The 25,114-nt window shown below is 69.3% G+C and carries 26 protein-coding genes; 17 read left to right on the forward strand and 9 right to left on the reverse strand.

Going from position 1 to position 25,114, the window contains the following annotated elements:
- Positions 1-46: 46 nt before the first annotated feature.
- From sufD to ACFYW7_RS05705, 6 genes are all read left to right on the forward strand, one after another.
- Entirely contained in the window at positions 47-1,228 is a 1,182-nt protein-coding gene (gene sufD / locus ACFYW7_RS05680; RefSeq protein WP_389498161.1) for a Fe-S cluster assembly protein SufD, read from the forward strand.
- The gene (locus ACFYW7_RS05685; RefSeq protein WP_389498163.1) at positions 1,228-1,551 is read left to right on the forward strand and encodes a bifunctional 3-phenylpropionate/cinnamic acid dioxygenase ferredoxin subunit; all 324 of its coding nucleotides are present in this window, start codon (positions 1,228-1,230) and stop codon (positions 1,549-1,551) included. Before sufD ends, ACFYW7_RS05685 begins: the two co-directional genes overlap by 1 nt.
- 7 nt (positions 1,552-1,558) lie before the next feature.
- Positions 1,559-2,332, forward strand: coding sequence for a Fe-S cluster assembly ATPase SufC (gene sufC / locus ACFYW7_RS05690; protein WP_389498165.1), 774 nt, complete (start codon positions 1,559-1,561; stop codon positions 2,330-2,332).
- Positions 2,329-3,585, forward strand: a complete 1,257-nt coding sequence (locus ACFYW7_RS05695; RefSeq protein WP_389498167.1) for a cysteine desulfurase — start codon at positions 2,329-2,331, stop codon at positions 3,583-3,585. The genes sufC and ACFYW7_RS05695 overlap by 4 nt, the downstream gene beginning before the upstream one ends.
- Before the next feature lie 16 nt (positions 3,586-3,601).
- Positions 3,602-4,075 (forward strand): Fe-S cluster assembly sulfur transfer protein SufU, encoded by a 474-nt coding sequence (gene sufU, locus ACFYW7_RS05700; RefSeq protein ID WP_389498169.1) that lies wholly within the window; start codon positions 3,602-3,604, stop codon positions 4,073-4,075.
- Positions 4,076-4,137: 62 nt separating this feature from the next.
- Complete coding sequence (locus ACFYW7_RS05705; RefSeq protein ID WP_389498601.1) at positions 4,138-4,485, forward strand: metal-sulfur cluster assembly factor; 348 nt, start codon at positions 4,138-4,140, stop codon at positions 4,483-4,485.
- A 236-nt stretch (positions 4,486-4,721) separates the two neighbouring features.
- Here the strand turns inward: ACFYW7_RS05705 and ACFYW7_RS05710 are convergent, their stop codons facing one another.
- Positions 4,722-5,684, reverse strand: a complete 963-nt coding sequence (locus ACFYW7_RS05710) for an AbfB domain-containing protein (RefSeq protein WP_389498171.1) — start codon at positions 5,682-5,684, stop codon at positions 4,722-4,724.
- 504 nt (positions 5,685-6,188) lie between these two features.
- On the opposite strand from ACFYW7_RS05710, the gene ACFYW7_RS05715 reads away from it, so the two are divergent.
- The 4 genes from ACFYW7_RS05715 (at position 6,189) to ACFYW7_RS05730 (ending at position 10,926) form a co-directional block, all read left to right on the forward strand.
- Positions 6,189-6,554 carry a VOC family protein gene (locus ACFYW7_RS05715; RefSeq protein ID WP_389498173.1) on the forward strand — a complete coding sequence of 122 codons (366 nt, stop codon included), beginning with the start codon at positions 6,189-6,191 and terminating at the stop codon, positions 6,552-6,554.
- Between the two features lie 278 nt (positions 6,555-6,832).
- Positions 6,833-7,822, forward strand: coding sequence for a 2,3,4,5-tetrahydropyridine-2,6-dicarboxylate N-succinyltransferase (gene dapD, locus ACFYW7_RS05720; protein ID WP_389498175.1), 990 nt, complete (start codon positions 6,833-6,835; stop codon positions 7,820-7,822).
- Between the two features lie 995 nt (positions 7,823-8,817).
- On the forward strand, positions 8,818-10,473 hold the full coding sequence (locus ACFYW7_RS05725; protein WP_389498177.1) for a DUF6236 family protein: 1,656 nt from the start codon (positions 8,818-8,820) through the stop codon (positions 10,471-10,473).
- A 261-nt stretch (positions 10,474-10,734) separates the two neighbouring features.
- On the forward strand, positions 10,735-10,926 hold the full coding sequence (locus tag ACFYW7_RS05730; RefSeq protein WP_389498179.1) for a hypothetical protein: 192 nt from the start codon (positions 10,735-10,737) through the stop codon (positions 10,924-10,926).
- A 485-nt stretch (positions 10,927-11,411) separates the two neighbouring features.
- Here the strand turns inward: ACFYW7_RS05730 and ACFYW7_RS05735 are convergent, their stop codons facing one another.
- The 5 genes from ACFYW7_RS05735 to ACFYW7_RS05755 form a co-directional block, all read right to left on the reverse strand.
- Entirely contained in the window at positions 11,412-11,981 is a 570-nt protein-coding gene (locus tag ACFYW7_RS05735; RefSeq protein ID WP_389498181.1) for a DUF4232 domain-containing protein, read from the reverse strand.
- Positions 11,982-12,393: 412 nt separating this feature from the next.
- Positions 12,394-12,795 carry a hypothetical protein gene (locus ACFYW7_RS05740; protein ID WP_389498183.1) on the reverse strand — a complete coding sequence of 134 codons (402 nt, stop codon included), beginning with the start codon at positions 12,793-12,795 and terminating at the stop codon, positions 12,394-12,396.
- A 203-nt stretch (positions 12,796-12,998) separates the two neighbouring features.
- A complete protein-coding gene (locus ACFYW7_RS05745) occupies positions 12,999-13,265 on the reverse strand; it encodes a DUF6234 family protein (RefSeq protein ID WP_389498185.1) in 267 nt (88 codons plus the stop codon).
- A 36-nt stretch (positions 13,266-13,301) separates the two neighbouring features.
- Positions 13,302-13,922: a hypothetical protein gene (locus ACFYW7_RS05750; RefSeq protein WP_389498187.1), complete on the reverse strand. Its 621-nt coding sequence runs from the start codon at positions 13,920-13,922 to the stop codon at positions 13,302-13,304.
- A gap of 262 nt (positions 13,923-14,184) precedes the next feature.
- Positions 14,185-14,550 carry a hypothetical protein gene (locus tag ACFYW7_RS05755; protein ID WP_389498189.1) on the reverse strand — a complete coding sequence of 122 codons (366 nt, stop codon included), beginning with the start codon at positions 14,548-14,550 and terminating at the stop codon, positions 14,185-14,187.
- A gap of 165 nt (positions 14,551-14,715) precedes the next feature.
- On the opposite strand from ACFYW7_RS05755, the gene ACFYW7_RS05760 reads away from it, so the two are divergent.
- Positions 14,716-15,888 (forward strand): N(5)-(carboxyethyl)ornithine synthase, encoded by a 1,173-nt coding sequence (locus ACFYW7_RS05760; RefSeq protein WP_389498191.1) that lies wholly within the window; start codon positions 14,716-14,718, stop codon positions 15,886-15,888.
- Positions 15,889-15,937: 49 nt separating this feature from the next.
- On the opposite strand, the gene ACFYW7_RS05765 is transcribed toward ACFYW7_RS05760, so the two are convergent.
- Positions 15,938-16,435: a hypothetical protein gene (locus tag ACFYW7_RS05765; RefSeq protein ID WP_389498193.1), complete on the reverse strand. Its 498-nt coding sequence runs from the start codon at positions 16,433-16,435 to the stop codon at positions 15,938-15,940.
- 186 nt (positions 16,436-16,621) lie between these two features.
- On the opposite strand from ACFYW7_RS05765, the gene ACFYW7_RS05770 reads away from it, so the two are divergent.
- The 4 genes from ACFYW7_RS05770 (at position 16,622) to ACFYW7_RS05785 (ending at position 20,488) form a co-directional block, all read left to right on the forward strand.
- The gene (locus tag ACFYW7_RS05770; RefSeq protein WP_389498196.1) at positions 16,622-17,191 is read left to right on the forward strand and encodes a SigE family RNA polymerase sigma factor; all 570 of its coding nucleotides are present in this window, start codon (positions 16,622-16,624) and stop codon (positions 17,189-17,191) included.
- On the forward strand, positions 17,188-18,414 hold the full coding sequence (locus ACFYW7_RS05775) for a WD40 repeat domain-containing protein (protein WP_389498199.1): 1,227 nt from the start codon (positions 17,188-17,190) through the stop codon (positions 18,412-18,414). Before ACFYW7_RS05770 ends, ACFYW7_RS05775 begins: the two co-directional genes overlap by 4 nt.
- Positions 18,415-18,719: 305 nt before the next feature.
- Positions 18,720-19,277 carry a SigE family RNA polymerase sigma factor gene (locus ACFYW7_RS05780; protein ID WP_389498201.1) on the forward strand — a complete coding sequence of 186 codons (558 nt, stop codon included), beginning with the start codon at positions 18,720-18,722 and terminating at the stop codon, positions 19,275-19,277.
- Positions 19,274-20,488 carry a WD40 repeat domain-containing protein gene (locus ACFYW7_RS05785; RefSeq protein ID WP_389498203.1) on the forward strand — a complete coding sequence of 405 codons (1,215 nt, stop codon included), beginning with the start codon at positions 19,274-19,276 and terminating at the stop codon, positions 20,486-20,488. Before ACFYW7_RS05780 ends, ACFYW7_RS05785 begins: the two co-directional genes overlap by 4 nt.
- 102 nt (positions 20,489-20,590) lie before the next feature.
- Here the strand turns inward: ACFYW7_RS05785 and dapA are convergent, their stop codons facing one another.
- Positions 20,591-21,562, reverse strand: coding sequence for a 4-hydroxy-tetrahydrodipicolinate synthase (gene dapA / locus ACFYW7_RS05790; protein WP_389498205.1), 972 nt, complete (start codon positions 21,560-21,562; stop codon positions 20,591-20,593).
- 563 nt (positions 21,563-22,125) lie between these two features.
- On the reverse strand, positions 22,126-23,205 hold the full coding sequence (locus ACFYW7_RS05795) for a YihY/virulence factor BrkB family protein (protein ID WP_389498207.1): 1,080 nt from the start codon (positions 23,203-23,205) through the stop codon (positions 22,126-22,128).
- Positions 23,206-23,510: 305 nt separating this feature from the next.
- Here ACFYW7_RS05795 and ACFYW7_RS05800 point away from each other — a divergent pair, with 305 nt between their 5' ends.
- The gene (locus ACFYW7_RS05800) at positions 23,511-24,314 is read left to right on the forward strand and encodes an ArsR/SmtB family transcription factor (protein ID WP_389498209.1); all 804 of its coding nucleotides are present in this window, start codon (positions 23,511-23,513) and stop codon (positions 24,312-24,314) included.
- A 19-nt stretch (positions 24,315-24,333) separates the two neighbouring features.
- Positions 24,334-25,065, forward strand: a complete 732-nt coding sequence (locus ACFYW7_RS05805) for an SRPBCC domain-containing protein (RefSeq protein WP_389498211.1) — start codon at positions 24,334-24,336, stop codon at positions 25,063-25,065.
- The last annotated feature ends 49 nt before the right edge of the window (positions 25,066-25,114 follow it).

The following is a 25,114-nucleotide window of genomic DNA, read 5'->3' on the forward strand; positions in this document are numbered from 1 at the left end:
CTCCCCGTCAAGCCACTCACGTAAGAAAGCGAGCAGACCGACAGCCATGGCTGAGGCTCAGAATATCCCCGGCGGCTCGACCACCGCGGGCCAGATCGCGGTGGCCGCCGAGTCGACCGTCGCCACGCGCATGAGCGCGCCGCCCTCCTTCGACGTGGCGGACTTCCCGGTCCCCCACGGCCGTGAGGAGGAGTGGCGGTTCACCCCGCTGGAGCGCCTGCGCGGGCTGCACGACGGCACCGCCGTCGCGTCCGGCGAAGGCGTACGGATCGACGTGGAGGCCCCCGAGGGCGTCACCGTCGAGACGGTCGCCCGCGGCGACGCGCGGCTCGGCAGGGCCGGCACCCCGGTGGACCGCGTGGCCGCCCAGGCGTTCTCGGCGTTCGAGAAGGCCGGTGTCGTCACCGTCCCCAAGGAGACGGTGCTCACCGAGCCCATCCGGATCGCCGTGCACGGCGAGGGCGGGGTCGCCTACGGCCACCAGGTCATCGAGCTGGAAGCCTTCGCCGAGGCCGTCGTCGTCATCGACCACACCGGTGACGCCGTGCTCGCCGCCAACGTCGACTACGTCCTGGGCGACGGCGCCAAGCTCACCGTCGTCTCCGTCCAGGACTGGGACGACAAGGCCGTGCACGTGGGCCAGCACAACGCGCTCATCGGCCGCGATGCCACCTTCAAGTCGTTCGTGGTCACCTTCGGCGGCGACGTCGTACGACTGCACCCGCGCGTCGCGTACGCCGGCACCGGTGGCGAGGCCGAGCTCTTCGGCCTGTACTTCACGGACGCCGGCCAGCACCAGGAGCACCGCCTCCTGGTCGACCACAACACCCCGCACTGCAAGTCCAACGTCATGTACAAGGGCGCGCTCCAGGGCGACGGCGCCCACGCGGTGTGGATCGGTGACGTGCTCATCGAGGCCGCGGCCGAGGGCACGGACACCTACGAGATGAACCGCAACCTGGTTCTGACCGACGGTGCCCGCGTCGACTCCGTGCCGAACCTGGAGATCGAGACCGGCGAGATCGTCGGCGCCGGCCACGCCTCCGCGACCGGCCGCTTCGACGACGAGCAGCTCTTCTACCTGATGGCCCGCGGCATCCCGGCGGACGAGGCCCGCCGACTGGTGGTCCGCGGCTTCTTCGCCGAACTGGTCCAGCAGATCGGTGTCGACGACATCGAAGAGCGCCTTCTCGTGAAGATCGACCAGGAGCTGGAGGCGTCGCTCTGATGCCCGGCACCTTCGTGCGCGTCTGCGGCCTGAGCGAGCTGGAGGAGGACACCCCGAAGCGGGTGGAACTCGACGGCACGCCGGTCTCGCTCGTGAGGACCGAGGGGGAGGTGTTCGCGATCAACGACGTCTGCTCGCACGCGAACGTCTCGCTCTCCGAGGGCGAGGTGGAGGACTGTCAGATCGAATGCTGGCTGCACGGCTCCGCGTTCGACCTCCGCACGGGCAAGCCGTCCGGCCTTCCCGCGACGCGCCCCGTCCCCGTATACCCCGTACAGATCGAAGGGGACGACGTGCTCGTCTCCCTCAACCAGGAGTCCTGAGGAACCCATGGCAACGCTTGAAATCCACGACCTGCACGTCACCGTCGAGGCCGACAACGCCACGAAGGAGATCCTCAAGGGCGTCGACCTGACCGTGAAGCAGGGCGAGACGCACGCCATCATGGGCCCCAACGGCTCCGGCAAGTCGACACTCGCCTACTCGCTCGCGGGTCACCCGAAGTACACGATCACCGGCGGCACCGTCACCCTCGACGGCGAGGACGTCCTGGAGATGTCCGTCGACGAGCGCGCCCGCGCGGGCCTGTTCCTGGCGATGCAGTACCCGGTCGAGATCCCCGGTGTCTCGGTCTCCAACTTCCTGCGCACCTCCGCCACCGCCGTCCGCGGCGAGGCGCCCAAGCTGCGTACCTGGGTGAAGGAGGTCCGGGAGACCATGGAGCGCCTCTCCATGGACCCGGCCTTCGCCGAGCGCAACGTGAACGAGGGCTTCTCCGGCGGCGAGAAGAAGCGCCACGAGATCCTTCAGCTCGAGCTGCTCAAGCCGAAGATGGCGATCCTCGACGAGACCGACTCCGGCCTCGACGTCGACGCCCTGCGCGTCGTGTCCGAGGGCGTCAACCGCGTCCGCGAGACCGGTGAGGTGGGCACCCTGCTCATCACCCACTACACGCGCATCCTGCGCTACATCAAGCCCGACTTCGTGCACGTCTTCTCCGGCGGCCGCATCGTCGAGTCCGGCGGCGCCGAGCTCGCCGACAAGCTGGAGAACGAGGGCTACGAGTCGTACGCCGTCGACGCGAAGGGTGGCGTATCAGCGTGACGCAACTGCCGGGCCTCCTCGACACCGAGGCGATCCGCAAGGACTTCCCCATCCTGGACCGACAGGTCCACGAAGGCAAGAAGCTGGTGTACCTGGACAACGCGGCGACCTCGCAGAAGCCGCGCCAGGTACTGGACGCCCTCAGTGGTTACTACGAGCGCTACAACGCCAACGTCCACCGCGGTGTGCATGTGCTCGCCGAGGAGGCCACGGCGTTGTACGAGGGCGCGCGCGACAAGGTCGCCGCGTTCATCAACGCGCCGAGCCGCGACGAGGTGATCTTCACCAAGAACGCCTCCGAGTCGCTCAACCTCGTGGCCAACATGCTGGGCTGGGCCGACGAGCCCTACCGCGTGGACCACGAGACCGAGATCGTCATCACGGAGATGGAGCACCACTCCAACATCGTGCCGTGGCAGCTGCTGGCGCAGCGCACGGGCGCGAAGCTGAAGTGGTTCGGCCTCACCGACGACGGACGCCTCGACCTGTCCAACATCGACGAGATCATCACGGAGAAGACGAAGATCGTCTCCTTCGTGCTGGTGTCGAACATCCTGGGCACGGTCAACCCGGTCGAGGCAATAGTGCGCCGCGCTCAGGAGGTCGGTGCCCTGGTCTGCATCGACGCCTCGCAGGCCGCGCCGCACATGCCGATGGACGTGCAGGCGCTCCAGGCCGACTTCGTGGCCTTCACCGGTCACAAGATGTGCGGTCCGACGGGCATCGGCGTCCTCTGGGGCCGCCAGGAACTCCTCGAGGACCTTCCGCCGTTCCTCGGCGGCGGCGAGATGATCGAGACCGTGTCGATGCACTCGTCGACGTACGCGCCGGCCCCGCACAAGTTCGAGGCCGGCACCCCTCCGATCGCGCAGGCGGTCGGTCTGGGCGCGGCGATCGACTATCTCTCCGCGATCGGCATGGACAAGATCCTGGCGCACGAGCACGCGCTCACCGAGTACGCGGTGAAGCGGTTCGCGGAGGTCCCCGACCTCAGGATCATCGGCCCCACCACGGCCGAGGACCGCGGCGCCGCGATCTCGTTCACGCTGGGCGACATCCACCCGCACGACGTGGGCCAGGTCCTCGACGAGCAGGGCATCGCCGTCCGGGTCGGGCACCACTGCGCCCGTCCGGTCTGCCTGCGGTACGGAATTCCTGCGACCACGCGAGCGTCGTTCTACCTGTACTCCACGCCCGGCGAGATCGACGCTCTGGTCGACGGCCTGGAGCACGTACGGAACTTCTTCGGCTGAGGGGCTGGCTGGGAACGTGAAGCTGGATTCGATGTACCAGGAAGTCATCCTGGACCACTACAAGCACCCGCACGGGCGCGGTCTGAGGGACGGCGACGCCGAGGTGCACCACGTCAACCCCACGTGCGGTGACGAGATCACGCTGCGGGTGAAGTACGCCGGCGAGCGGATCGAGGACATCTCGTACGAGGGCCAGGGGTGCTCGATCAGCCAGGCCTCGGCCTCCGTGCTGAACGACCTGCTGGTGGGCAAGGACCTCTCCGACGCGCAGAAGATCCAGGAGACCTTCCTGGAACTGATGCAGTCCAAGGGCCGGATCGAGCCCGACGACGCCATGGAGGAGGTGCTGGAGGACGCGATCGCGTTCGCCGGTGTCTCCAAGTACCCGGCCCGGGTCAAGTGCGCCCTCCTCAGCTGGATGGCGTGGAAGGACGCGACGGCCCAGGCTCTGGGCGACGGGCCCGAGACCGCTGTGAGGAAGACGGCATGAGCGAGAACACTGTGACATCGGAAGAGACCGCTGTGACGTCGGACGAGACCGCCGCTGCGGCTGTGACCGCTGCGACGACGGACGGGACCCTGACGACGACGCCGGCCTCCGAGGAAGAGGTCCGCGAGGCGCTCTACGACGTCGTCGACCCCGAGTTGGGCATCGACGTCGTCAACCTCGGCCTCATCTACGGGATCCACGTCGACGACGCGAACATCGCGACGATCGACATGACCCTGACGTCCGCGGCCTGCCCGCTCACCGACGTCATCGAGGACCAGGCGAAGTCCGCCACGGACGGCATCGTCAACGAGCTGCGCATCAACTGGGTCTGGATGCCGCCGTGGGGCCCGGACAAGATCACGGACGACGGCCGCGAGCAGCTCAGGGCGCTCGGGTTCAACGTCTGATCCCTCGGCACGAGTCCGTTCGGTTCCGGCGCCTTTCGGTGTCGGCGCCGTTCGGCACCGGAGTCTTTCGGCGTCGACGTCCGAGCCTTCGGGCGCTTCGGGACGTCGGGGTATGCCGGGGTGCGTCGGGGACCTGACCGCTTCGGCGGTCCGGGACCTCGGTGGGCGGTCACGTCGCGTGGGGCGGCACCTTTCGGGGTGCCGCCCCACGGCGTTTCCTCGTGGAGCGCGGGACCTCAGGCCAGGCCCCGCGTCAGCCGGAACGCCGAGTCCGCCCGGAAGCTCCTGCTGTTCTCGGAACGATCGAGGCGGAGCTGGAAGTCGCGGTGGCGCAGGAAACGGCCCGGGTAGTTGACCGACTCAAGCCTGACGGCGCCCGAGCGGCGGGACACGCGGGGGCAGAACGTGGCGTCCTTCCGGAAGAGGTCGGAGCCGTCCGCCCGGTCGGCGCGCAGCACGAAGTCGCGGTGGCGCAGGTAGGTGCCGTCGGTGGTGGCGAAGGAGTAGCAGTCCGGCTGCGCCAGTCCCGGGACCACCGTGAAGCTGGCGGAGCTCCGGGTCGCGGCCGAACTGTCCGGGCCCACCGGGTCGAGCCGGACCGTACCGCCGCTCACATGCCAGAAGCGGTCGGGGTAGTTGACCGCCTGGACCGACTTCCGCGAGGAGGCGGGCCGGGGCGAGGAAGCGGTCCCCGACGCCGCGGGTGCCGACGCTCCGGGGACGGGCCGGCTGTCCGAACCCCGGTCCGAAGGCTCCGGCGAGGCGGAACCCCTTGCGGTGGAATCCCCCGACGCCGAGCCCGTGGCCTCCGGCGAGGACAACGCGTCCTTGCCCGGCGGAGCCGTGTTCGCCCCGCCGGGGGCGGCGGCACCGGGGGCGAAGGGGTTCGTCGTGTCGGCGACGGTCCTGTTGTCCGCCCGATTCCGTGACGAGTCGTCAGAACGATTGCCCTGTACGGTGACCGCGGTCACGGCGGCGATCGTCACGGCCACCGCGAGGCCGCCGGCCAGCCAGAGCCGGCGCGTTCCGGGCAACCTGCCCCCGTCATCGGCTCCGGCCGGCTCCCAGGGAGCCCTGGGCACGTGGACGAGGTCGGTGGTCATCGGGTAGGGCGGGCCGTGCGGGGTGGGGCGCCAGGGTGCTATCTCCCTGGAGGGACCGGGCTGGTCGGGCCCGGACCCGGGCGTCACTTCGGGCATACACGTTCCTAAAGGGGGGCAGGCGTACGAGCGGGCGACGCGAGAGGTGGAGGACGCGAGCACACGGAGCGGGTGGTCATGGAGGCCCGGTGCGCGACTGGTGAAACAGTAGTGGAACCGGTGACTTCTGAGCAGTCGTTTCCCTCAGTGATATCGAGGAATCGCCTGGCGATATCGGGGAGTTGTCCGATGTAGCCGAAGGATTCCCGGGTCGGACGGATGGGTTGTCCGACGTTTCCGGTAATTGCCCTTCGGCGATCGGGAGTTGACCGCCCCTCGATTTCCGTCCGGTGGTCTACAGTCGACGGCCCGGTAGCCCGGTAGCCCGGTAGCCCGGTAGCCCGGTGGTCCGGCCGCCCGGTGGTCCGCGGCCCGGCTGAAGTGCGCGGGTGGCGGGCAGGCGCCGAAGCGGCAAGGGAGCGCCCGGGTGTGCGGGGACGCACCGGTGCGTGGTCCGGTGAATCCAGGTGGCGTGCGTCCTGGAGTCGGGGGAGACTGCCGGTCATGGCGATCTCCTTCCATCAACTCGTCGTCGACGCCCACGACCTGCCTGCGCTGGCACGCTTCTGGTGCCGAGTCCTCGACTGGCGGGTGCTGTTCGAGGCCGAGGACGAGATCGTCATCGGCTCCGACATCCACGCGAGGCCCGGGCTCTGCTTCGTGCCGGTCGGCGAGCGAAAGACAGGCAAGAACCGGCTCCACATCGATCTCGCGCCGGACGACCAGGCCGCCGAGGTCGAGCGGATCCTCGCCCTCGGGGCGCGCCGGGCGGACGTGGGACAGGGCGAGGACATCAGCTGGGTCGTCCTCGCCGACCCCGAGGGCAACGAGTTCTGTGTACTGAGGCCGAAGACGTCGCTGCTGGACTGAATCGGGCGTACCGGGAGCGCCCGGCGGACCGGGTGCGCCTGGAGCACCCGGCGCACCTGGAGCGTCCGGAGCGGTGGGCGGTCCCGCGGTGGCGTTCGAGCCCGGGGTGGGGCGGTCGGCGACGGCGTTCGAGGACCGGGGCGGGCCGGTCGGCGGCGGTGGTTCCGGGGTGCCCCGGGGCGGAGGGGCGCGGTCCCGGGCGGCGACCGGACGCCCGGTTCCTGAGACGTCCCGAGCCCGGTTCGCCCGGGCGGGCCCCGTCAAGTTAGGTTGCACTCATGACCGACACGACTGCTTCTCGTACCACCGGCGCCGTCGCCGCCGGGCTCGCCACCCTCACCGCCGACGGCACTGTTCTCGACACCTGGTTCCCCGCCCCCGAGCTGTCCGCCGAGCCCGGTCCGGCCGGCACCGAGCGGCTGTCCGCCGAGCGGGCCGTCGAACTGCTCGGCGAGGGAGCGGCGCAGGCGATCGGCCCGGACGCCCGCCGGGGAGTCGAGGTGGTCGCGGTCCGCACGGTCATCGCGTCCCTGGACGACAAGCCGCTCGACGCGCACGACGCGTACCTGCGCCTGCACCTTCTCTCGCACCGCCTGGTCGAGCCGCACGGCCAGAACCTGGACGGCGTCTTCGGCCTGCTCACCAACGTCGCCTGGACCTCGCTCGGTCCGGTCGCCGTCGACGACGTCGAGAAGGTCCGGCTGAACGCGCGCGCCGCGGGCCTGCACCTCCAGGTGACCTCCATCGACAAGTTCCCGCGCATGACGGACTACGTCGTGCCCAAGGGCGTCCGTATCGCCGACGCCGACCGGGTCCGCCTCGGCGCGCACCTCGCCGCGGGCACGACCGTCATGCACGAGGGCTTCGTGAACTTCAACGCGGGCACGCTCGGCACCTCCATGGTCGAAGGCCGCATCTCCGCCGGTGTCGTCGTCGGCGACGGTTCGGACATCGGTGGCGGCGCGTCCACCATGGGCACCCTCTCGGGTGGCGGCAACGTCCGTATCACCATCGGCGAGCGCTGCCTCGTCGGCGCGGAGGCGGGCGTCGGTATCGCCCTCGGTGACGAGTGCGTGGTCGAGGCCGGCCTCTACGTCACCGCCGGGACGCGCGTGACGATGCCCGACGGCGACATCGTCAAGGCCCGCGAACTGTCCGGGGCTTCGAACATCCTCTTCCGCCGCAACTCGGTCACCGGAACCGTCGAGGCCCGCCCGAACAACGCGGTCTGGGGCGGCCTGAACGAGGTCCTGCACAGCCACAACTGATCAAGGGCGGCCGTGACCTGCGGCCGTCCAATCGATCACCGCTCTGACCTGCTGCCGAGCTGTCGGCACCTGTCGACGTTGGTCACCATCGAGCGCCCTTCCACGGCCCCAGGACGGCCCGGGAGGGCGCTCGTGCGTTGAGGGAGACAGCCGCCTTGTAAGGGCGGACATGGTCGTCTGCGTGTCCGTCCAGGTCACTACCGCCGTAGCGCCAGCCCGGGTGAACGGCGCATCTCGACTGTAGCGAGCCGTCGTTGACCGTGGTTGACCACACGATGTGGCACGGCAGTGACACGTTCCGAAACGACCGAGCGTTTGGAAGGCGCCTGGCGAGATCACTGGCGCATCTCCTCTGACCTGGCGCTTCTCGGAGGCGAAGCGCGAAATTTCGGCGCCTTCGACACGCATTCGACAGAGGCGCGGGCGACACGGGTCGGCTGAAGCCCGCACGCCCGGGGTATCCGCCTGAACATGCTTGCTTTAATCGCCTACCGCTCGTACCACGGCGCAACAACCGTGTGGGCCTTCGCCGTTGCCATTCTCATCGTACTGGTGGCGGCTTGGTACATCCGGCGCCGCAGATAGGTGCGACACCCGCCTTGGGAGTTCGATCGCTGCCTGGTTCTGCTGGCGAGCTGCCCGGCCACACTGGCTGTGCTGGACCACCGAGGAGTGCTGGCGTCCGGCGGGCCTTGATGTCACCCGTGGATGTCAGGACAGTGCAACCGCGTGTGCTCGCTGGCACGAAGGGTGTCCCTCCGGCGAGGGGTACCCCTCCTAACGTTCATCCTGTCTCACCTCGAGTCGCCGGGATCCCACCTTTGACCAGTGCGGCCAACCTGCGGTCAGGATTTACAGCCTCTCGGCGTCGCTTGCAGTAACCGGAGAGGCCGCTACTGACGACGGAGGAAGCAGGCCGAGTCGGCCCCCTCCCAGACAGGCCGGACTCGTGCAACACGGTCTCGGCGCTGCCTCGTACGTGCTTCGATCTACTCATGCGTGAACTCATCACCGCACTCTGGGAGCCGGACGTCAGCCCGCCGTTGGAATGGCTGATTCCATCCATCCTGTATCAGGACAAGGTGGCCACGTTCGCGCCTGAATCCTGGGAGGACGGAGCTGACAAGACCGCCGCTCATCGACTCAGAACGCTTCTGGGATCGCTCTACAGCCCTCTCTCCCTGGCCTCAGCGCTGATACCGGACGATCTGGTGGACATTCTCCGGGAGAAGCTGCCTCATTGGCGCGGTGGGATGAGCGAGTGGAACCAACGGAACAACAGCGAATGGATCGAGTCGTGGCTCCGCAGGACCGATCCCCACGATCGGGCCCTGCTGAACTCGGGCTATTTTGCACGGATCGCGACTGGAGAGACAGACGAGGCGAGCTTGTCCGCCGAAGCGTCATCCCTTCAGCAACGACTCGATAGAAAAGTGAGTGAAATAGAAGCGCTCGAGTCGCAACTGGAAGACATGCGACGTGAACTACAGTCGATCTTGACCGCGAAACGGGAGGCGAACAGACTCCTTTTCGCATCGGTGATGCGCGCTCGTAACGAAATCATATACGGGATGGAGTCGGGCCTCGAACGTGAAGCCGCCCTGCGCCACAACGACACGGAGATCGAGGAGACCCGTCGGCAGATCGACTCCCTTCCACAAGATGATCAGCTCACCTGCTATTACTCGGCCCTGCAGCGCTTGAGCGTTCTGGCACGCGAACGACGCCACCTGCGACGAACCCTGAGGGAGGCGAGGTCCCGTCTGGCCGCGTGCCGCTCCAGGACGGAGACGGCGCGCCACCTGCTGGCAATGCCCTGGCTCCGTTCCGAAAACCAGACGAGCATGGCCGGCCTCCCCAAGCACCTGAGTACCCTCTCCGTCGGAAAGATCGGCACAGGACGGGTATTTGAGTTCTTGGCGACCGAAGCGGGCATGTGGTTTGTGCCCCACTCGCAGGGAGCCTGGGCCGGAACGCTGATCGGCCCCACACCCGTGATACGGGACGTCCTCGCCACGCTGGCCGAATGGCACTGCTCGCAGAATTCTGACTGGGTCCTCCTGTCGACACCTCAGCGGATGATTCAGGGGACGTCGGGACTTCTGAGCGAAGAGGTAGGCGCATCCCTCGTTATCAGTCAACTGCTGCCAGTTCCGGCACGGGGAAACCTGGAGGAGATAGTCGATTTCCGAAGATTGCACGAGCCGGAATTTACGATCATCCGCGAAGAGATGGCCAGAATGTTTTCCAGCTTCTCCGACCTGGAATCTCTCGACGAGATCAACCGAAAACTCAAGGAACGACTGAAAGGTCCGCTGGAGGAAATCGAGACAAGCCTGCTGCATCACAAGAATCTGGGAACCAGGAATATCACCAGAAGCATCGCCTATCGCACCTTGGATGGGGGGCACAGCATCGTTACGAGCCTGGCGGCGGCAGCAGTGGCAGCCCCCGTGTTCGGCAATACGTGGGATGGGCACGGAGCAGCCGCAGCAACCTTTGGGGGAGCGGTACTTGCGACCGGTCAACTGGTCGCAGGCATCGTACGGTCGGCCCACGCGTTGCAGGCCTCCCAGACGCGTCTCAACGACTCGCCCTACCGCTATGTCTACGAGCTCGGCAGCCAATTCGGTCTGAAAGGCGCCGTGTAGGGCGCCCGCGCGTTGCGACCCGGCGAGTGGGACGCCCTGGGGCCGGCGGTCAACCACCCTGGGCCCTACGCGCCGCACGAGCGAGCCCCCCGACCTGCCCTTACGGCACCGGCAGGTAATTCTGCAGCTCGAACGCCGTGTCCTCGGGGTGCGCGCCGTGGACATACCGGCTGGTGCGTCTGGCTCGCTCTCGGTCTGGCCGTCTTGCAGGCCCTCGGCCTCGTTCCCGTCCTCCGTCGACTGCGCGGATCCGACTCGGCGGTGCGTTTCGAGGCGCGCCTTGACCTGCTGGACGTCGTCGCCTCCCTGCTGCTCTTCGGCGGCCTGGTGCTGAGTCTCGCAGTCGCGGAACCCTGCTTCTGGCTCACCGGCGCTGGCTTCGTGCTCATGTCCGCCGTGTACACCGTGAAGGGTGTCCGCTGGCTCCGCGCTCGCCAGCGTCACACGGCCTGACTCAAACGACTTCGCTAACCGCTCGGCGCACTACTTCTTCTTGCCCTGGGTCTTGCCAGGGATCTTGGCGACCTGCGTTTTCGCTGCTCGGGGGCGATGGGCTCGTACGCTTGGCCGTCGTCGTTGGTCGTCATTGGCCGCTGTTGAGCAACGTCGGACGGCCCAGAGACGGCCCAGCTTCAGCCCGCTCGACCGACAGCCGGCACCTTCGACCCGCCCCGTCTGAACCTCAGCCGACGACAGTCAGCCACGACGGCGGGTGCGCCAACCGACCACGCACGCTTATGCCTCGCTCGACCGTTTGCCATCGGACTTTGACGGACGCGAGTTTGTGTCATCGGAGTTTGATCACCGCAGGTCAGCGACTCAGCACACCGAAGGTGCATTGAGTCGCTGACCTGTACTTATGTGCAGTTCCTCGTAAACGTGTAGGTCAGAGCCTCGCGATCGTCATGCAGGCTGCTCGATTTGTGGGGACAGGGGGGTCAGGAAGGCTTGACCGCCGAGACCGGGGTGACGGTCACCTTGTTGTCGCACTCGGCCCACCACCCGTCGTTCAGGGCGACCTGGTGCTTCCCGGAGTGCGGCAGCCCGATGACCATCGTCGGATACGCCGCCGGGGTCTTGCCCGACACGCAGTAGCCGTCGCCCTCCCCCTGGACCTGGACGAAGGTCAGCTTCACCCACGCCTTGCCGTGCGGCCGGACCGTCACGGTGGCTGCCCTGCCGGTGGGGGTGACCTTGAGCGGGGTGTTGCGGGCGGGGGAGCCGTTGCCGGCGCCCGCGACCGTCGGATGGCCCTTCAGGACGCACGTCTTCCGGGAGACGTTGGTGAACTGCACGACCGCCGCCCCGGTCCCGGTCCCGACGGGCGGGTGGGCGGCCTGCCGGGCGCTGACCTGGAGGGCGGAGGCCGGGCAGGCGGGCGGCGGGGTAGAGGTGGTGGTGCTCGCCGCCATGGCGGTGCCGGGCAGGATGCCGGTCACCGCCGCCGCGACGGCCGTGACCGCCGTCGTCGCCAGACCCGCCCTGCGAATGCCGTTGCTGTGACGCATGTTGTCGTCCCCCTGAGTCGTCTCGTCCGCGGGTTTCGGTCGTCGGTTGTTGCCCCGCGGTACGCGTGGTCGTGGTGCGTGAGGGCAGATAGGGCGGGAGAGCGGCAGGGTTCCGTGCGGCGACTACTTGTGACGGAACGGTGACGACAGGCTGCACCCGTGCAGATGGCCGTTGCTGACACACCGAAGGCAACACGCCTTGGAAACAAGGGCGATGCGGCCACCCGATGTGCACCCGTCACGCTCTCAGCTTGGGAAGCTGCGAACATTTGCGGCTGGTTCAGTCACTGACCTGCGCGAACGGCTGAACTGCGGCCTCGTGGAGCCAGCTGCCTTCACCGTGATTCCCCGCTGTTCCCCGCTCGTTCTGGTGCGCTTGTGGTGCGGCGGTGCTCACAGACTTCAGCAGCAGCTACCAGTCCCGCCAGTCATCCGTGATTTCTGTGCGGCTGATACCTCGCCTCACTGCCAGGGCAGGGACGTCGATGCCGTGCTCCGTCAAGGTCTGATCGATGTACAGGCACAACTCTTCGCGCTCTTCGGTCTCGTAGCCGGCGCCGTCGTGATCCTCGTTGATCTCATTCAACGCCCGAACGACCCGCTCGACCGCTCCGAAGATCTGCTCGTCGGCCCGGTCCTGGAGCGTCTGTACATCGGACTCGAACGCGTGTAGCGCCTTGTCCGTCGCCGTCAGCAGTGACTCGGGGAAGAGTTCGGACAAGAAGGCGTCGCTCGGGTCTCGCACCCCGGAAGTGAGTTCCCTTGCCTCGTCATCCAGGCGAGCCCGCCAGCGTACAGATGGTCTGATGGTCATGCCCTGGACGGTAGGTGCCGGTACTGACAGGCCCGTCTTCATACACGCTTTCCAAGCGCGTTGGCATGGCGGCGGGCTGTGTACGAGAGCGTTCACCTGCGCTCATCGGCGGCTGGGCTCCGGTCGGCCCTCAGTCCCTGGTCCCGTCTGAACGGCCGTGAACGTTGCTGAACGAGACGGAAACCGAGACGGCGGCACACGGGTTAGCCACTGTCCTTGCAACTGGCCGCTGACGGCACGTCGTGGCACAACTGATCCTGGTGAGACTGGACCTCGCCCCCACCCAAGAAGATCATGAAGATCAAGACGGCCATAACGGCTTGGGCGACAACCGTCACGACGGCGTCGACCCATGCGGCTGTCACGGCCGCCGCAACGGCGAGGACTCCGACGCCGCCGGCGGCGACCAGATAGCCCCACAAGGGATCGGTCGTGACGGTCTTCTCCGGGTCGAGCGCACGATGTGGCACGGTTGTGGCACGTGGCCGGTGTAGGTGTCTGGGCCACTAGCTCGGTTGCGGCGGACCGATGACGGTCCGGCCGATCTGCTCGGCCAGCCAGGCCGCATGGCGTTCCTGGTACTCCTTGTCGCCTCCGCGGCGGACATGCACGAGGACGGTGTGCCCGTCGCCGCGCTCGTCCAGTTCGCGGGTGGCGGTGTTGAACAGCACGGACACCTTGGCATGGTTGCTTTCCGCGTACAGGCCACGTTCCGGAACCGTCGGCCACACCAGAGAGCTCCAGTGGATCTCTGCCACATGCCTGCCGGCCAGGGCCGTGAACCTGTCCTCGATGCCGCCTACGGGCTGGTCCGGCATCGAGGCCCAGAGCGGCAGATGCGCCGACAAGAAGGCGGGTTCGGTGGAGAGCAGGGGCGCGTGGACCCCGCAGTGCAGTCCGGTCGGGTCGCTTGGATCACGGACCCAGTCCTCGGTGTCCTCTTTCCTGAACCAGGCGTCGGGCAGTGCCCTCGCCGCGTCCAGTACGTCCTCGACCGTGGTGAGTTCGACGTCCACGCACACCCGCGCCCCCTGCCGATCGGCCACTGTGAGTAGCCGGCGCCCCACTCGGAGCGCCTGGGTGGGATCGCTGGTGTGGAAGATCGGATAGGCGACGTCGACGGACATGTGCGCACCCTGCCACACGGATCACCGATCGCGTATGGAGCCGCCCCTCGGTGCGAGCTATGGGCGCGACGGTCGCTGAGGTCCGCCTGACCGGTCGACCGTGCGGCTGCGGCCGATGACGGGCGACCGCGGTCGTGGGGGTTGCTGTACTCCGCTGCCGTACAGCACCAGCACTTGGTGACCTGGCCGAGCAGTGATGACGGAGACTCGGCGAGCGGCACTCCGAAGACCCAGAAGAGGAGAACCGGAACGACGGAGTCGCTCATGCGTCGTCCGAATCCTCGAGGCCGAAATGGTCCGGCGTTTCGAGGAGTGCCGCCTGCCTCCGAGTATCGGATTCCCCGGCGGCCACCTCCCGGATGATCCGCGCGAGCCTGTGCCGATCCTCGGCGGAGAGCTGGTTGAGCGTGGCCGCGACGTCCTCGAGCCACGGCACGCAGACGTCTGGGTCGACGTCGTCGTCATCACTCAGGTCGATGGAGACCACGAGGTTCGCCAGGGCATCGGCAAGCGTGATCAACAGCGGGTCCGTCACGGTGTCCTCCAGCAGGTTCGAGAAAGCCCGCAGGACAGTACGTGAAGTCGGCGCAGCTTCGACGACGCGGCCGGACCAGCTGATCGAGGACACCTCCGAGCGCCCTGTGCTCGAACGAGCGTGTCCGCTCCGTCTCCGGGACCGGAGTACGGTGGCCGTACCGAGCGTACCTCGCACGCCGTCATCCATTTCGGCGTCGCCCTCGGGGAACGGCAAGACCGGAGCACACAGCGTCCGGTCGGAAACGAGCCGCCCCACATGAGCCTGATGAGTCTCGGAGTACTCGCCTCCTCCCGCAAGGAGAACGAGTTCCGCCTGCCGCTGCACCCTCGCCACTTCGACCGGATCGCCCCGGAAGTGCGCGAGAAGATCTTCCTCGAACAGGGCTACGGCCAACGGTTCGGAGTCGCCGACGACGCGCTGCGCCCTCTCGTGGGCGGCCTGCGCTCCCGTGAGCGGCTTATCGCCGAGTGCGACATCGTGCTGCTGCCCAAACCGACGCACGACGACATCGCCGAGCTGCGCGCGGGCCAGGTGCTGTGGGGGTGGCCCCACTGCGTGCAGGACGAGAAGATGACCCAGATCGCCATCGATCGAAGGCTGACCCTGATCGCCTGGGAGGCCATGAACCACTGGACCGCCGCGGGCGCCTTCAGCGTCCACGTGTTCCACAAGAACAACGAGCTCGCGGGCTACTGCTCCGTACTGCACGCCCTGCAGCTCGGCGGGCTGACCGGCAGCTACGGGCGCCGCCTGCGCGCGGTCGTCATCAGCTTCGGCGCCACCGCGCGCGGAGCGGTCACGGGCCTGGGCGCCATGGGGGTCTCCGACGTCACGGTGCTCACCCAGCGCGCCGCCGCGGCCGTGGCCTCCCCGATGCCCTCGGTCGTGATGGGCCACTTCGCGGAACAGGAGGACGATCCGACGCGCCTGCTGGCGTTCACCGCGGCCGGGTCCGTGCCGCTGGCGGAGTACCTGTCCGGGTTCGACATCATCGTCAACTGTGTCCTGCAGGACACGGACGCGCCGCTCACGTTCGTCACCGACGAGGAGCTCGCCCTGTTCCGGCCGGGGACCTTCTTCATCGACGTCGCCTGCGACGAGGGCATGGGCTTCGGGTGGGCCCGTCCGACCACCTTCGGTGACCCCATGCCCGCGGTCGGACCGGGGTGCCACTACTACGCGGTGGACCACAGCCCGTCCCACCTGTGGAACTCCGCCACGTGGGAGATCAGCGAGGCGCTGCTCCCCTACCTGCGCAGGGTGATGAGCGGTCCCACGGCATGGGACGCCGACGTCACCGTCGCGAAGGCCGTCGAGATCCGCGACGGGGTCGTCCAGAACCCGAAGATCCTCTCCTTCCAGCACCGGTCGGCCGCCTACCCCCATCCGGCCGAGGCCCCGGCGGTTCCGCCGGGCCTGGAAGCCTAGAGCCGGCGGTCGGGCCGCGCTCCTTGGCGGCCGGCCGAGGACGTGGTCGTCACCGTCCCCTCACGAACTCCCTCAAGGCCTCGAAGTCCGGCTCCCGCAGCCCGAGCCGGGGGTTCACGTGACGCAGCAGCGCGGGTCCGGAATGGTGGGCGGCGACGAACACGTCGTCGGCCGGGCTCTGTTCGTCGTCCACCCAGGCGAAGGGGCGGCCCGCGGCGTGGGCCACGATGCGTTCCGTCTTCCAGTGCACGCCGTCGGGCCGCTCGGCGAACAGGGCACCGGTGAAGTCGACGTAGGGCAGCTCGGGCAGACCGATGACGGGGGCGATCCAGCGGTTGGCGGCGTCCATCCAGGTGGTGGCCCAGCACAGGTCGTAGCCGAGGGCGAGGAGAGCGCGGCCGTGGTCGGGATGGAGCCAGACGCGCAGCGGCCGACCCGGCTCCAGGGCCACCCGGATCGTCGTGTACCCCTCGGGCCGGCGCTCCTTCTGGGCCGCGTACGGATTGAGGGGGCCGTCGACGTCGAGGTACAGCAGAGGTCGGCTCACCTCGACAACGTACGGCAGAGGCGGGGCGGAGTCGCGGGGATTCCGTACCCGTGCGGGGCCCGGAACGAGTGCTCCGCGCGGGGTCCGGCATTTTTCTCACCGCGGCAGGCATAGAAGCGGACGGGCGCGAGCGTCACGAGGTGCACAGAGCCGGGCACAGGGTCCGCCGGGGAAGAGAAGGTGACGATGGATGCCGAAGGGCAGGAGAGTTTCCAGGAGTTCGTGGCGAACAGATCGTCCGCGTTACTGAAGACGGCCGTTCTGCTGAGCGGCGGGGACCGGCACGCGGGCGAGGATCTGCTGCAGAGCGCGTTGATCAAGGCGGTGGGCCGCTGGCACCGGATCGACGAACCGGAGGCGTACGTACGGCAGATCCTCTACCGGCAGCAGGTCAGCCGCTGGCGGCTCAAATGGCGGCGCCGGGAACTGAGCGTCGCCGTGACACCGGAGGCGGGCAGCGGGAGGGCCCCGGGAGCGGACGCCACGTCGGCCGCCGAGCTGCGCCTCGTGATGCGCGGGGCACTGGCCCGGCTCACCGCGCGCCAGCGCACCGTGCTCGTGCTGCGCTACTTCGAGGATCTTCCGGAGTCCGACGTGGCCCGCATCCTGGGGTGCTCGGTGGGAACCGTACGGTCCACGACGCACCGCTCGCTCGCCCGGCTGCGCACTCTCGCCCCCGAACTCGCCGCGCTCGGCCCGGCCGGGGCCGAGCAGCGGCCGTCCCGTGACTTCTCGCCCGTGGAGGTGCGTCCGTGAACGTCGACGATCTGGTGCGTGACGCCTTTCAGGAGGAGGTCGGCGCGGACAGTGTGACCGCGTCCCCCCACCTCGCCGACCGGGTCCTGTCCCTCCGGCGTCGGCGCAGGACCCGCAGGCTCGCGTCCCTCGCCGCGACCACCGCGGTGGCGGTCGCCGTCGGGGTGGCCCTGCCTCTCCTCGGCGGGAGCGGGCACGGGGTGCGGCCGGCGAGTGAGATGAACCGGAGCGACATCATCGCCCACCCCGATCAGTCGCCGCCGAAGGACCTGATCGCCGCGGGGGACACGGTGTTGTCCGCCTTCTACGTGAGCAAGAACGTCAAACAGCCGAACGGCGACAGCGTCTCCCAGCGTGTGTACGGGCTCCTCGACCAGAAGGCGGGCACGTACAAGCAGGCCGACTGGGCCTTCCTGGACGTGGCGCCCGGCTCCCGCACCGCCGCCGTGCTGGAGGGCGAACTGCCCGCCAAGCGCATCGGACTGCTCGATCTGACGACCGGCGAGGTGGACCGCTGGATCACGCTGGACCGGGGGGTCGCGGCCGTCGCCTTCTCGCCGGACGGCACGAAGCTCGTCGCGACGACCTACGCCAAGAACCCCGACCGCAACTTCGCCGACCACCCGCAGAACGTCAACGGCAAGGTGGTGCCGGGACCCGTGCCGAGCCGTACCGGGTTCAGCGTGGTGGACGTGGACTCGGGCAAGACGGACTGGCACAAGGCGCCTCTGCGGAAAGACAAAACGGGGCTGTTCGGCAACAACCGCCGCGAGGATTTCGAATGGAGTCATGACGGCACGCTCGTCTACGCGCGAACAGTGCTGAAGCCCTTCCGCGAGTACTACCGCCTCGACGGCGACCGGGCGGACCGGCCGGCGGAGGAGAAGGCGGTCGGCCAGGCCGAGGCGGCCCTGTCGCCCGACGGGAAGCTCGCCGCCGGTGGCTTCGCGGGCCACGGGACCACGATCGCCTCCGCGATCCTGGATCCGCGCACCGGTGAGCAGATCACCACCGTACCGGGGCAGCAGCTCCTGGCCTGGGCGGACGACAAGCGCCTCATCGCCTGGGGCTGCGACCCCAAGAAGTGCGGCGGCAAGGGGGAGTTCCGCAACCAGCTGCTGCTGGTGACCATCGGCACCGACAAGGTCGTACCGCTGAGCGACTTCCGCAAGGCGAGTGACGACTATCCGGGACGCTGGAGCCCGCTCTTCAGCTCGCGCTGATCGGTTCCCCGCGTACCGTGGGCGGCCCGCCGACCGTTCCTCGGCCGGCGGGCCGCCCACGGCGGGGCACCGGCCCGCGGGCGGATCCGGTACATCGGGTGGATCGGGTGGGGTCCCGGTCGTGCCCGGTGGTCCGGACGGCGTCGTCGACTCGATCGGTGAGAAGGCGCGTCACCGGCGGCGGAACACGGATGTCCGAACGAGTCGGGGATCTTCGCCTGATCAGGCATAGCGGGACCGTGCCGGCCGCGTCCCAAGGAGTACAGGGGCCGGACACAGGGTCCGCCGGGGAAGAGAAGGTGACGATGGATGCCGAAGGGCAGGAGAGTTTCCGGGAGTTCGTGGCGACCAGGTCGTCCGTGCTCCTCAAGACGGCCGTCCTGTTGAGCGGTGGGGACCGGCACGCGGGCGAGGATCTGCTGCAGAACGCCATGATCAAGGCGGCGGGCCGCTGGCACCGGATCGACGAACCCGAGGCGTACGTACGGCAGATCCTCTACCGGCAGCAGGTCAGCCGCTGGCGGCTCAAGTGGCCGCGCCGGGAGACGAGCGTCGCCGAGCCCCCGGAGGGGACGGTGGGCGCGGACGCCCCCGAAGCCACCGAACTGCGCGTCGTGATGTGCGGAGCGCTCGCCCGGCTCACCGCCCGGCAGCGCACGGTCCTGGTGCTGCGCTACTTCGAGGACCTGCCGGAGGCCGACGTGGCCCGGCTGCTGAACTGCAGCGTCGGGACCGTCCGCTCCACGACGCACCGCTCGCTGGCGCGACTGCGCGCCCTCGCCCCCGAACTCGCCGCACTCGCCCCGTCCGGGGCCGAGCGGCAGCCGTCCCGTGACTTCTCGCCCGTGGAGGTGCGTCCGTGAACGTCGAAGAACTGGTACGCGACTCACTGCGGTGGAAGGCGGTCCAGCAGTCACCGCTGGCGCCGAACTTCGCCGACCGGGTGCTGACCGTCAAGCGGCGCCGCCGGAACAGCAGGTTCGCGGCCGTCGCCGCGGCCACCGTCGCCGTGGTCGCCGTCGCCGTGGTGGTGCCGCTGCTGGACTCCGGCCAGGACGGCCCGCGCCTGGCGAGCGAGACGAACCTGAGCGACATCATCGCCCACCCGGACCAGACGCCGCCGAAGGACCTGATCGCGGCGGGGGACACGGCACTGGCCGCCTATTACACGTCGGACCGGGTCGAGAGGTCCTCGAAGGTCGGCGTCCTCGAGCGTACCTACAGTCTTCTCGACCAGAAGACCGGGAAGTATGTGAAGACCACCAAGTGGTCCTACGTCAGCGTCGCTCCCGGGATGCGCACCGCGGCCGTCCTGGAGAAGGAACTCCCGGCCAAGCGGATCGGTCTGCTCGACCTGCTCACCGGGAAGATCGAGCGCTGGATCCCGGTGGACCACGCGGTCGCGTCGGCCGAGTTCTCTTCCGACGGCAGTCAACTCGTCGCGACGACGTACGCCAAGAACCCGGACCTCGTCTACAAGGCGGACTACGACTCCGACGGGGACGGCAAGAAGAACGACTGGGAGAAGCACTACCAGGAATCGGACCGGACCGGTTTCTCCATCGTCGACGTGGCCTCCGGCAAGAGCTCCTGGAGCGAGGTCACGGACAACGAGAATGTCAACGTCCGCCAGGACTTCGCCTTCAGTCACGACGACCGGCTGGTCTACACGGGGCGCACCATGCAGCCCGACGTCCAGTTCTACGACCTCAAGGGCGACAAGACCGACGAGCCCGCGAACGAGAAGCACCTGCACTGGTCCGTCGAAGCGCGACTGTCCCCGGACGGCAAGCTCGCCGCCGGTGAGTTCGCGGGTGGGGCGAAGACGACGGCCTCGGAGATCGTCGATCCCTACACCGGCAAGCGGGTGGCCAAGGTGCGCGGGCAGCAACTGCTCGCCTGGGTCGACAACAAGCGGCTGATCGCCTGGGACATCCTGCCCGGCACGAACGAGTTCCACAGCCGGCTCGTGCTCATCACCATCGGCAGCGACAAGGAGGTCCCGCTCAGCGGATTCCGGAAGGGCGACGACGGCGCGGCCGGTCGCTGGACTCCGCTCTTCGCGCAGCGCTGAGAGCGCCGAGCGCCGAGCGGTGGGCAGAGGGAGTGGGACGGCGCGGAAACGCGCCGTCCCGCTCCAGGACGGAAGGGGGCGGACGGGGGTCGGCCCCACCCGTCAGGACACCTCGGCCACCAGTCGCTCGTACGTCGCCAGCAGCCCGTCGACCGCGTGCCGGTCGGCGGGCCGCAGCGGCGCCCGCACCGGACCCGCGGGCAGCCCGAGGGCGCCGAGCACCGCCTTCGCCGTGACCGCGCCGGGCAGACCCGCCGCCATCATCGACTCGATCAGGGGGAGCAACCGTCGCTGGTGGTGGCCCGCCCCGGCGGTGTCCCCGGAGTCGAACGCGTCCAGGATCGCCCGCAGGTGGCGGGGAGCCGCGTTCGCGACCGTGCTGACGTATCCGGCCGCGCCGATCGCGTACAGCGCGAGGACGTACTCGTCGCAGCCCGCGTAGTACGCCAACTCCGAGCGGGACAGCACCTTCTGGGTGCCGAGGAGGTCGTACGCGCAGTCCTTGACCGCCACGATCCGGGGATGCTCCGAGAGCCGGATCATCGTCTCCGGCTCGACCCGCGTGCCGGTGCGGCCCGGGATGTCGTACACGACGAGCGGCAGCCCGCAGGCGTCGGCGATCTTCCGGAAGTGCGCCTCGACCGCGTCCTGCGGAGGCCTGCTGTAGTACGGCGCGACCACCAACAGCCCGTCCGCGCCCGCCTTCTCGGCCGCCAGGGCCAGCTCCACGGTGTGCCGGGTGTCCGCCGTGCCCACCCCCGCCACGATCGACGCCCGGTCACCGACGGCCTCCCGCACCGCCCGGACCAGCGTGGCCTTCTCGGCGTCCGTCGTGGTCGGTGACTCGCCCGTCGTCCCGGAGAGGACCAGCCCGTCGCACCCCTCGGCCACCAGACGCTCGGCGAGGCGCTGGGCCCCGTCGGCGTCCAGTTCGCCCGTCTCGGTGAAGGGCGTGACCATCGCGCAGAGGGCGCGGCCGAAGGGGGCGGCGGCTCGCGTCGGGTGCGAGGTGCCCGGGGGAGTTCCCGCGGCGGTCGTGACGCCGGTCGCGGGAGGGGTCGTGGGAGGGGTCATGGGAGTAGTGTCGACCGCTCCATCGTGAAGCTCCACTTAATTCTTCTACGATGTATTCGCAATGAATGCTACGAGATCGGGTCTCCTCGGGGTCGAGGCACTGGTGCCGAACCGGTCGGTCCGGGCCGCCGGCCCCGTGACCGCCGATGCCGGACTCGGGGTCCTCGGCGCAGGCCTCGGGGGGCCGGACCCCGGTCTCGGCGTGTCCGGACTGGTCGCGGAGGCGGCGTTGCTCCAGGCCCGACTCGACTGGTTCCAGAGCCGGTTGACCCGGCTGGGCGACCGGGGACCGCAGGGATGGCACGGGCCGGCCCGGGTACCCGACCCTCCGCGAGCACGAGCACCAGCACGAGCGTGAACTCGAGCACGAACACGCGCATGGGTAGGGGTGTGCGTACGGGCGTGGGTGCGGGGGCCGTCGCGCGGTGAGCCCGCTCCGAAGGCGGTCCGGTGGTCGTCGAGGGCACCGTCGAGGGCCGTCCACGGAGCCGGAGGGGAGCGATGCGGCGGCGGACCGGACACCGGCCCGCCGCCGCATCGTGTACCGCCCTCGCCGCCCGGGCTCACACCCGCCCGGCGGCGTCCGGCCCGGCCTTGCCCATCGGCACGACACCCGTCTCCACCTTTTCCCGGGCCGCGCGCAACGCCCGTAGCCGCGGGGGCCACTTGCGGGTGTCGCGGGGTTCGACGTAGGGCTCGTCGGTGGGGAGCCGGCCGTGCGCGATGGCCCGCTGGCGGGCCAGCTCCGCGTCGAACTCCAGGCCCAGCAGGACGGCCAGGTTGGTGAGCCAGAGCCACACGAGGAAGACGATGACGCCCGCGAGGGTCCCGTACGTCTTGTTGTACGAGCTGTAGCCGGCGGCGTAGACGGCGAATCCGGCGGACGCGGCCAGCCAGATCAGGGTGGCGACGACACTGCCGGGGCTGAACCAACGGAAGCCGCGGCCCGAGACGTTGGGGGCGGCCCAGTACAACAGCCCGATCATCAGCTGGACGAACACCAGCAGGACGGGCCACTTGGCGATCGACCACGCGGCGATCGCGGCGTCGCCGAGCCCGATCGCGGTGCCGGCCCGTTCGGCCAGGGGGCCGGTGAACACCACGATGATCGCGCTCATGGTGAGCAGCAGCATCAACGTGAGGGTCAGCGTCAGCCGCAGCGGCGTGACCTTCCAGACCGGACGGCCCTCCGGCAGGTCGTACACGGCGTTGGACGCGCGGATGAACGCGCCGACGTAACCGGACGCGGACCACAGCGCCATGACCAGCCCGACGATCGCGAGCACCCCGCCCGTACCGCCGCTGTCGCCCAGCTGGGCCACCGCGTCCCGCAGGATCTCGCGCGCCGGACCGGGTGCCAGGTCCCCCACGTTGTCGAGGAGCCTGTTCGTGACCCGTTGCCCGATGACGCCCAGCAGCGACACGAGCAACAGCAGGGCGGGGAACAGGGACAGCACGCCGTAGTACGTCAACGCGGCCGCCCGGTCGCCGAGTTCGTCCTCCCTGAACTCCTTCGCCGTGCGCCACGCGACGGCCCACCAGGCTCGTGCGGGGAGTTTGGCGGGGCGGTCTTTCCCGGGGTGCCCCGCCGTCCCCGTGTCCGGAAGAGCTCTCTGCTTCGTCTCCGGTCGCTTCTCGTCCATGACCGGCGTGTTGCCCGAATCCCGCCGCTGAAGCCCCCGGGGAGCGTTCTGGCCGCCGAGGGTTCCCGGTCGCCGCGGACCGGGCGTCGCCGGGCCGCCCCGGACTCCCCGGCCGCCTGGGTCGGCCGTTCCTGCCACGCCCCTGTGGTTCTGCCCCTCGTGGTCCTGGCCCCCGTGGCCCGCACCACCCCGGTGGCCCTGGATCCCCCCCCCGTGCCCCTGGTCCCCGTACCGCCCCGGAGTCGCGACTCACCGACCATTCGAACCGTCTGGACAAAAAAAGTTTTCGGTGGGACGGTGGAGTCATGTTGGACGTGACCGTGATCGAGGACGCCGAGGCCGCCGCCGTGTCGCTGGACCCCGTACGGGCCCGGCTGCTGGCCGAACTGGCCGCCGGTCCCGCGTCGGCCGCCATGCTGGCCGGCAGGGTCGGCCTGCCCCGGCAGAAGGTGAACTACCACCTCAAGACGCTGGAGCGGCACGGCCTGGTCGAGTTGGCGGGCGAGCGCCGCAAGGGCAACGTCACCGAGCGGCTGATGCGGGCGACGGCCGCGTCGTACGTCATCTCGCCGCTCGCGCTGGCCGCCGTGCAGCCGGATCCGGACCGCTTCCGGGACCAGCTGTCCGCCCGCTGGCTGCTCGCGCTCGGCGCCCGGCTCGTCCGGGACGTCGGCTCGCTCGTCACCGGCGCGGCGAAGGCCCGCAAGCGGCTGGCGACGTACGCGCTCGACGGAGAGGTCACCTTCGCCTCGGCCGCCGACCGGGCCGCGTTCATCGAGGAGCTGACGGCCGGGGTCGGCGCGCTGATCCGCAAGTACCACGACGCGGACGCGGAGGGCGGGCGCCCGCACCGGATCGTCCTCGCCGTCCACCCCACGGTCAAACCCGAAGCGGTGCCCGGGGCCGAGGTCACGACCGGACCCGAGGCCTCGCCGGGGTCCAAGGTCGCGAGCGGACCGGAAGCCTTGGCCGGGGCCGGGGCTGCACCCGGGCCCGGGGCCGCATCCGGGCCCGAAACCCTGCCCGGAGCCGGAGCCGGAGCCGGAGCCGGAGCCGGAGCCGCGACCGGAGCCGTTGCGGCGCCCGCCTTCCCCGAAGCCACCCACTGATCACTCAGGAGTCATGATCATGCCCAAGGAATTCGAGATCGCCCGCGAGTACGAGGTCGACGTCGCCCCGGACCTGATGTGGGACGCGATCACCAGCGGCAGCGGCGGCTGGCTGTGGCCCATGGAGTACGAGCCCCGCGAGGGCGGCGCCGGACCGTTCGGCAGCACCATCACCGCCTGGGACCCGCCGCACCGGCTGACCGTGCGCAGCGAGGACGTCGGGTTCCCGACGCAGAGTCTCAACCAGATCGACCACACCATCGAGGCCCGCGACGAGGGCCGGCGGTCCTGGGTCCGGTACGTGCACAGCGGCATCTTCACCGACGACTGGGACAACCAGTACGACGGGGCGGACAAGCACACCGACTTCTACCTGCACACCCTGCGTGAGTACGTGACCCACTTCGCGGGCCGCCCGGTCGCCTTCGCGACGTTCCAGGGGCCCGGCGCGTCCGCGGCCGCCGGCTCCTTCGCCGCCGTCGGACGGGCGCTCGGCCTCGCGGACGGCACCGCCGGGGGTGAGCGGGTCCGTGCCCAGGGGCCCGGTGGCAGGGTCTTCGACGCCGTGGTCGACTACCGCACCCCGCACTTCGTCGGACTGCGCACCGACCAGGCGCTCATCCGCTTCTTCGGGCGCGACCGCTGGGGCGCGCCGGTCGGCATCAGCGTCCACGACTTCGCGCCCGACGCCGACGCCGAGGGCAACGAGGCCGCCTGGAAGGGCTGGCTCGACGAGGTCTTCGCCGGCTGACCCGGTCGGACGTCCGCGCGTGCGAAGAGCCCGGCCCCCCGGACGACGG

The sequence above is a fragment of the Streptomyces sp. NPDC002580 genome (assembly GCF_042889485.1).
Taxonomy (GTDB): Bacteria; Actinomycetota; Actinomycetes; order Streptomycetales; family Streptomycetaceae; genus Streptomyces.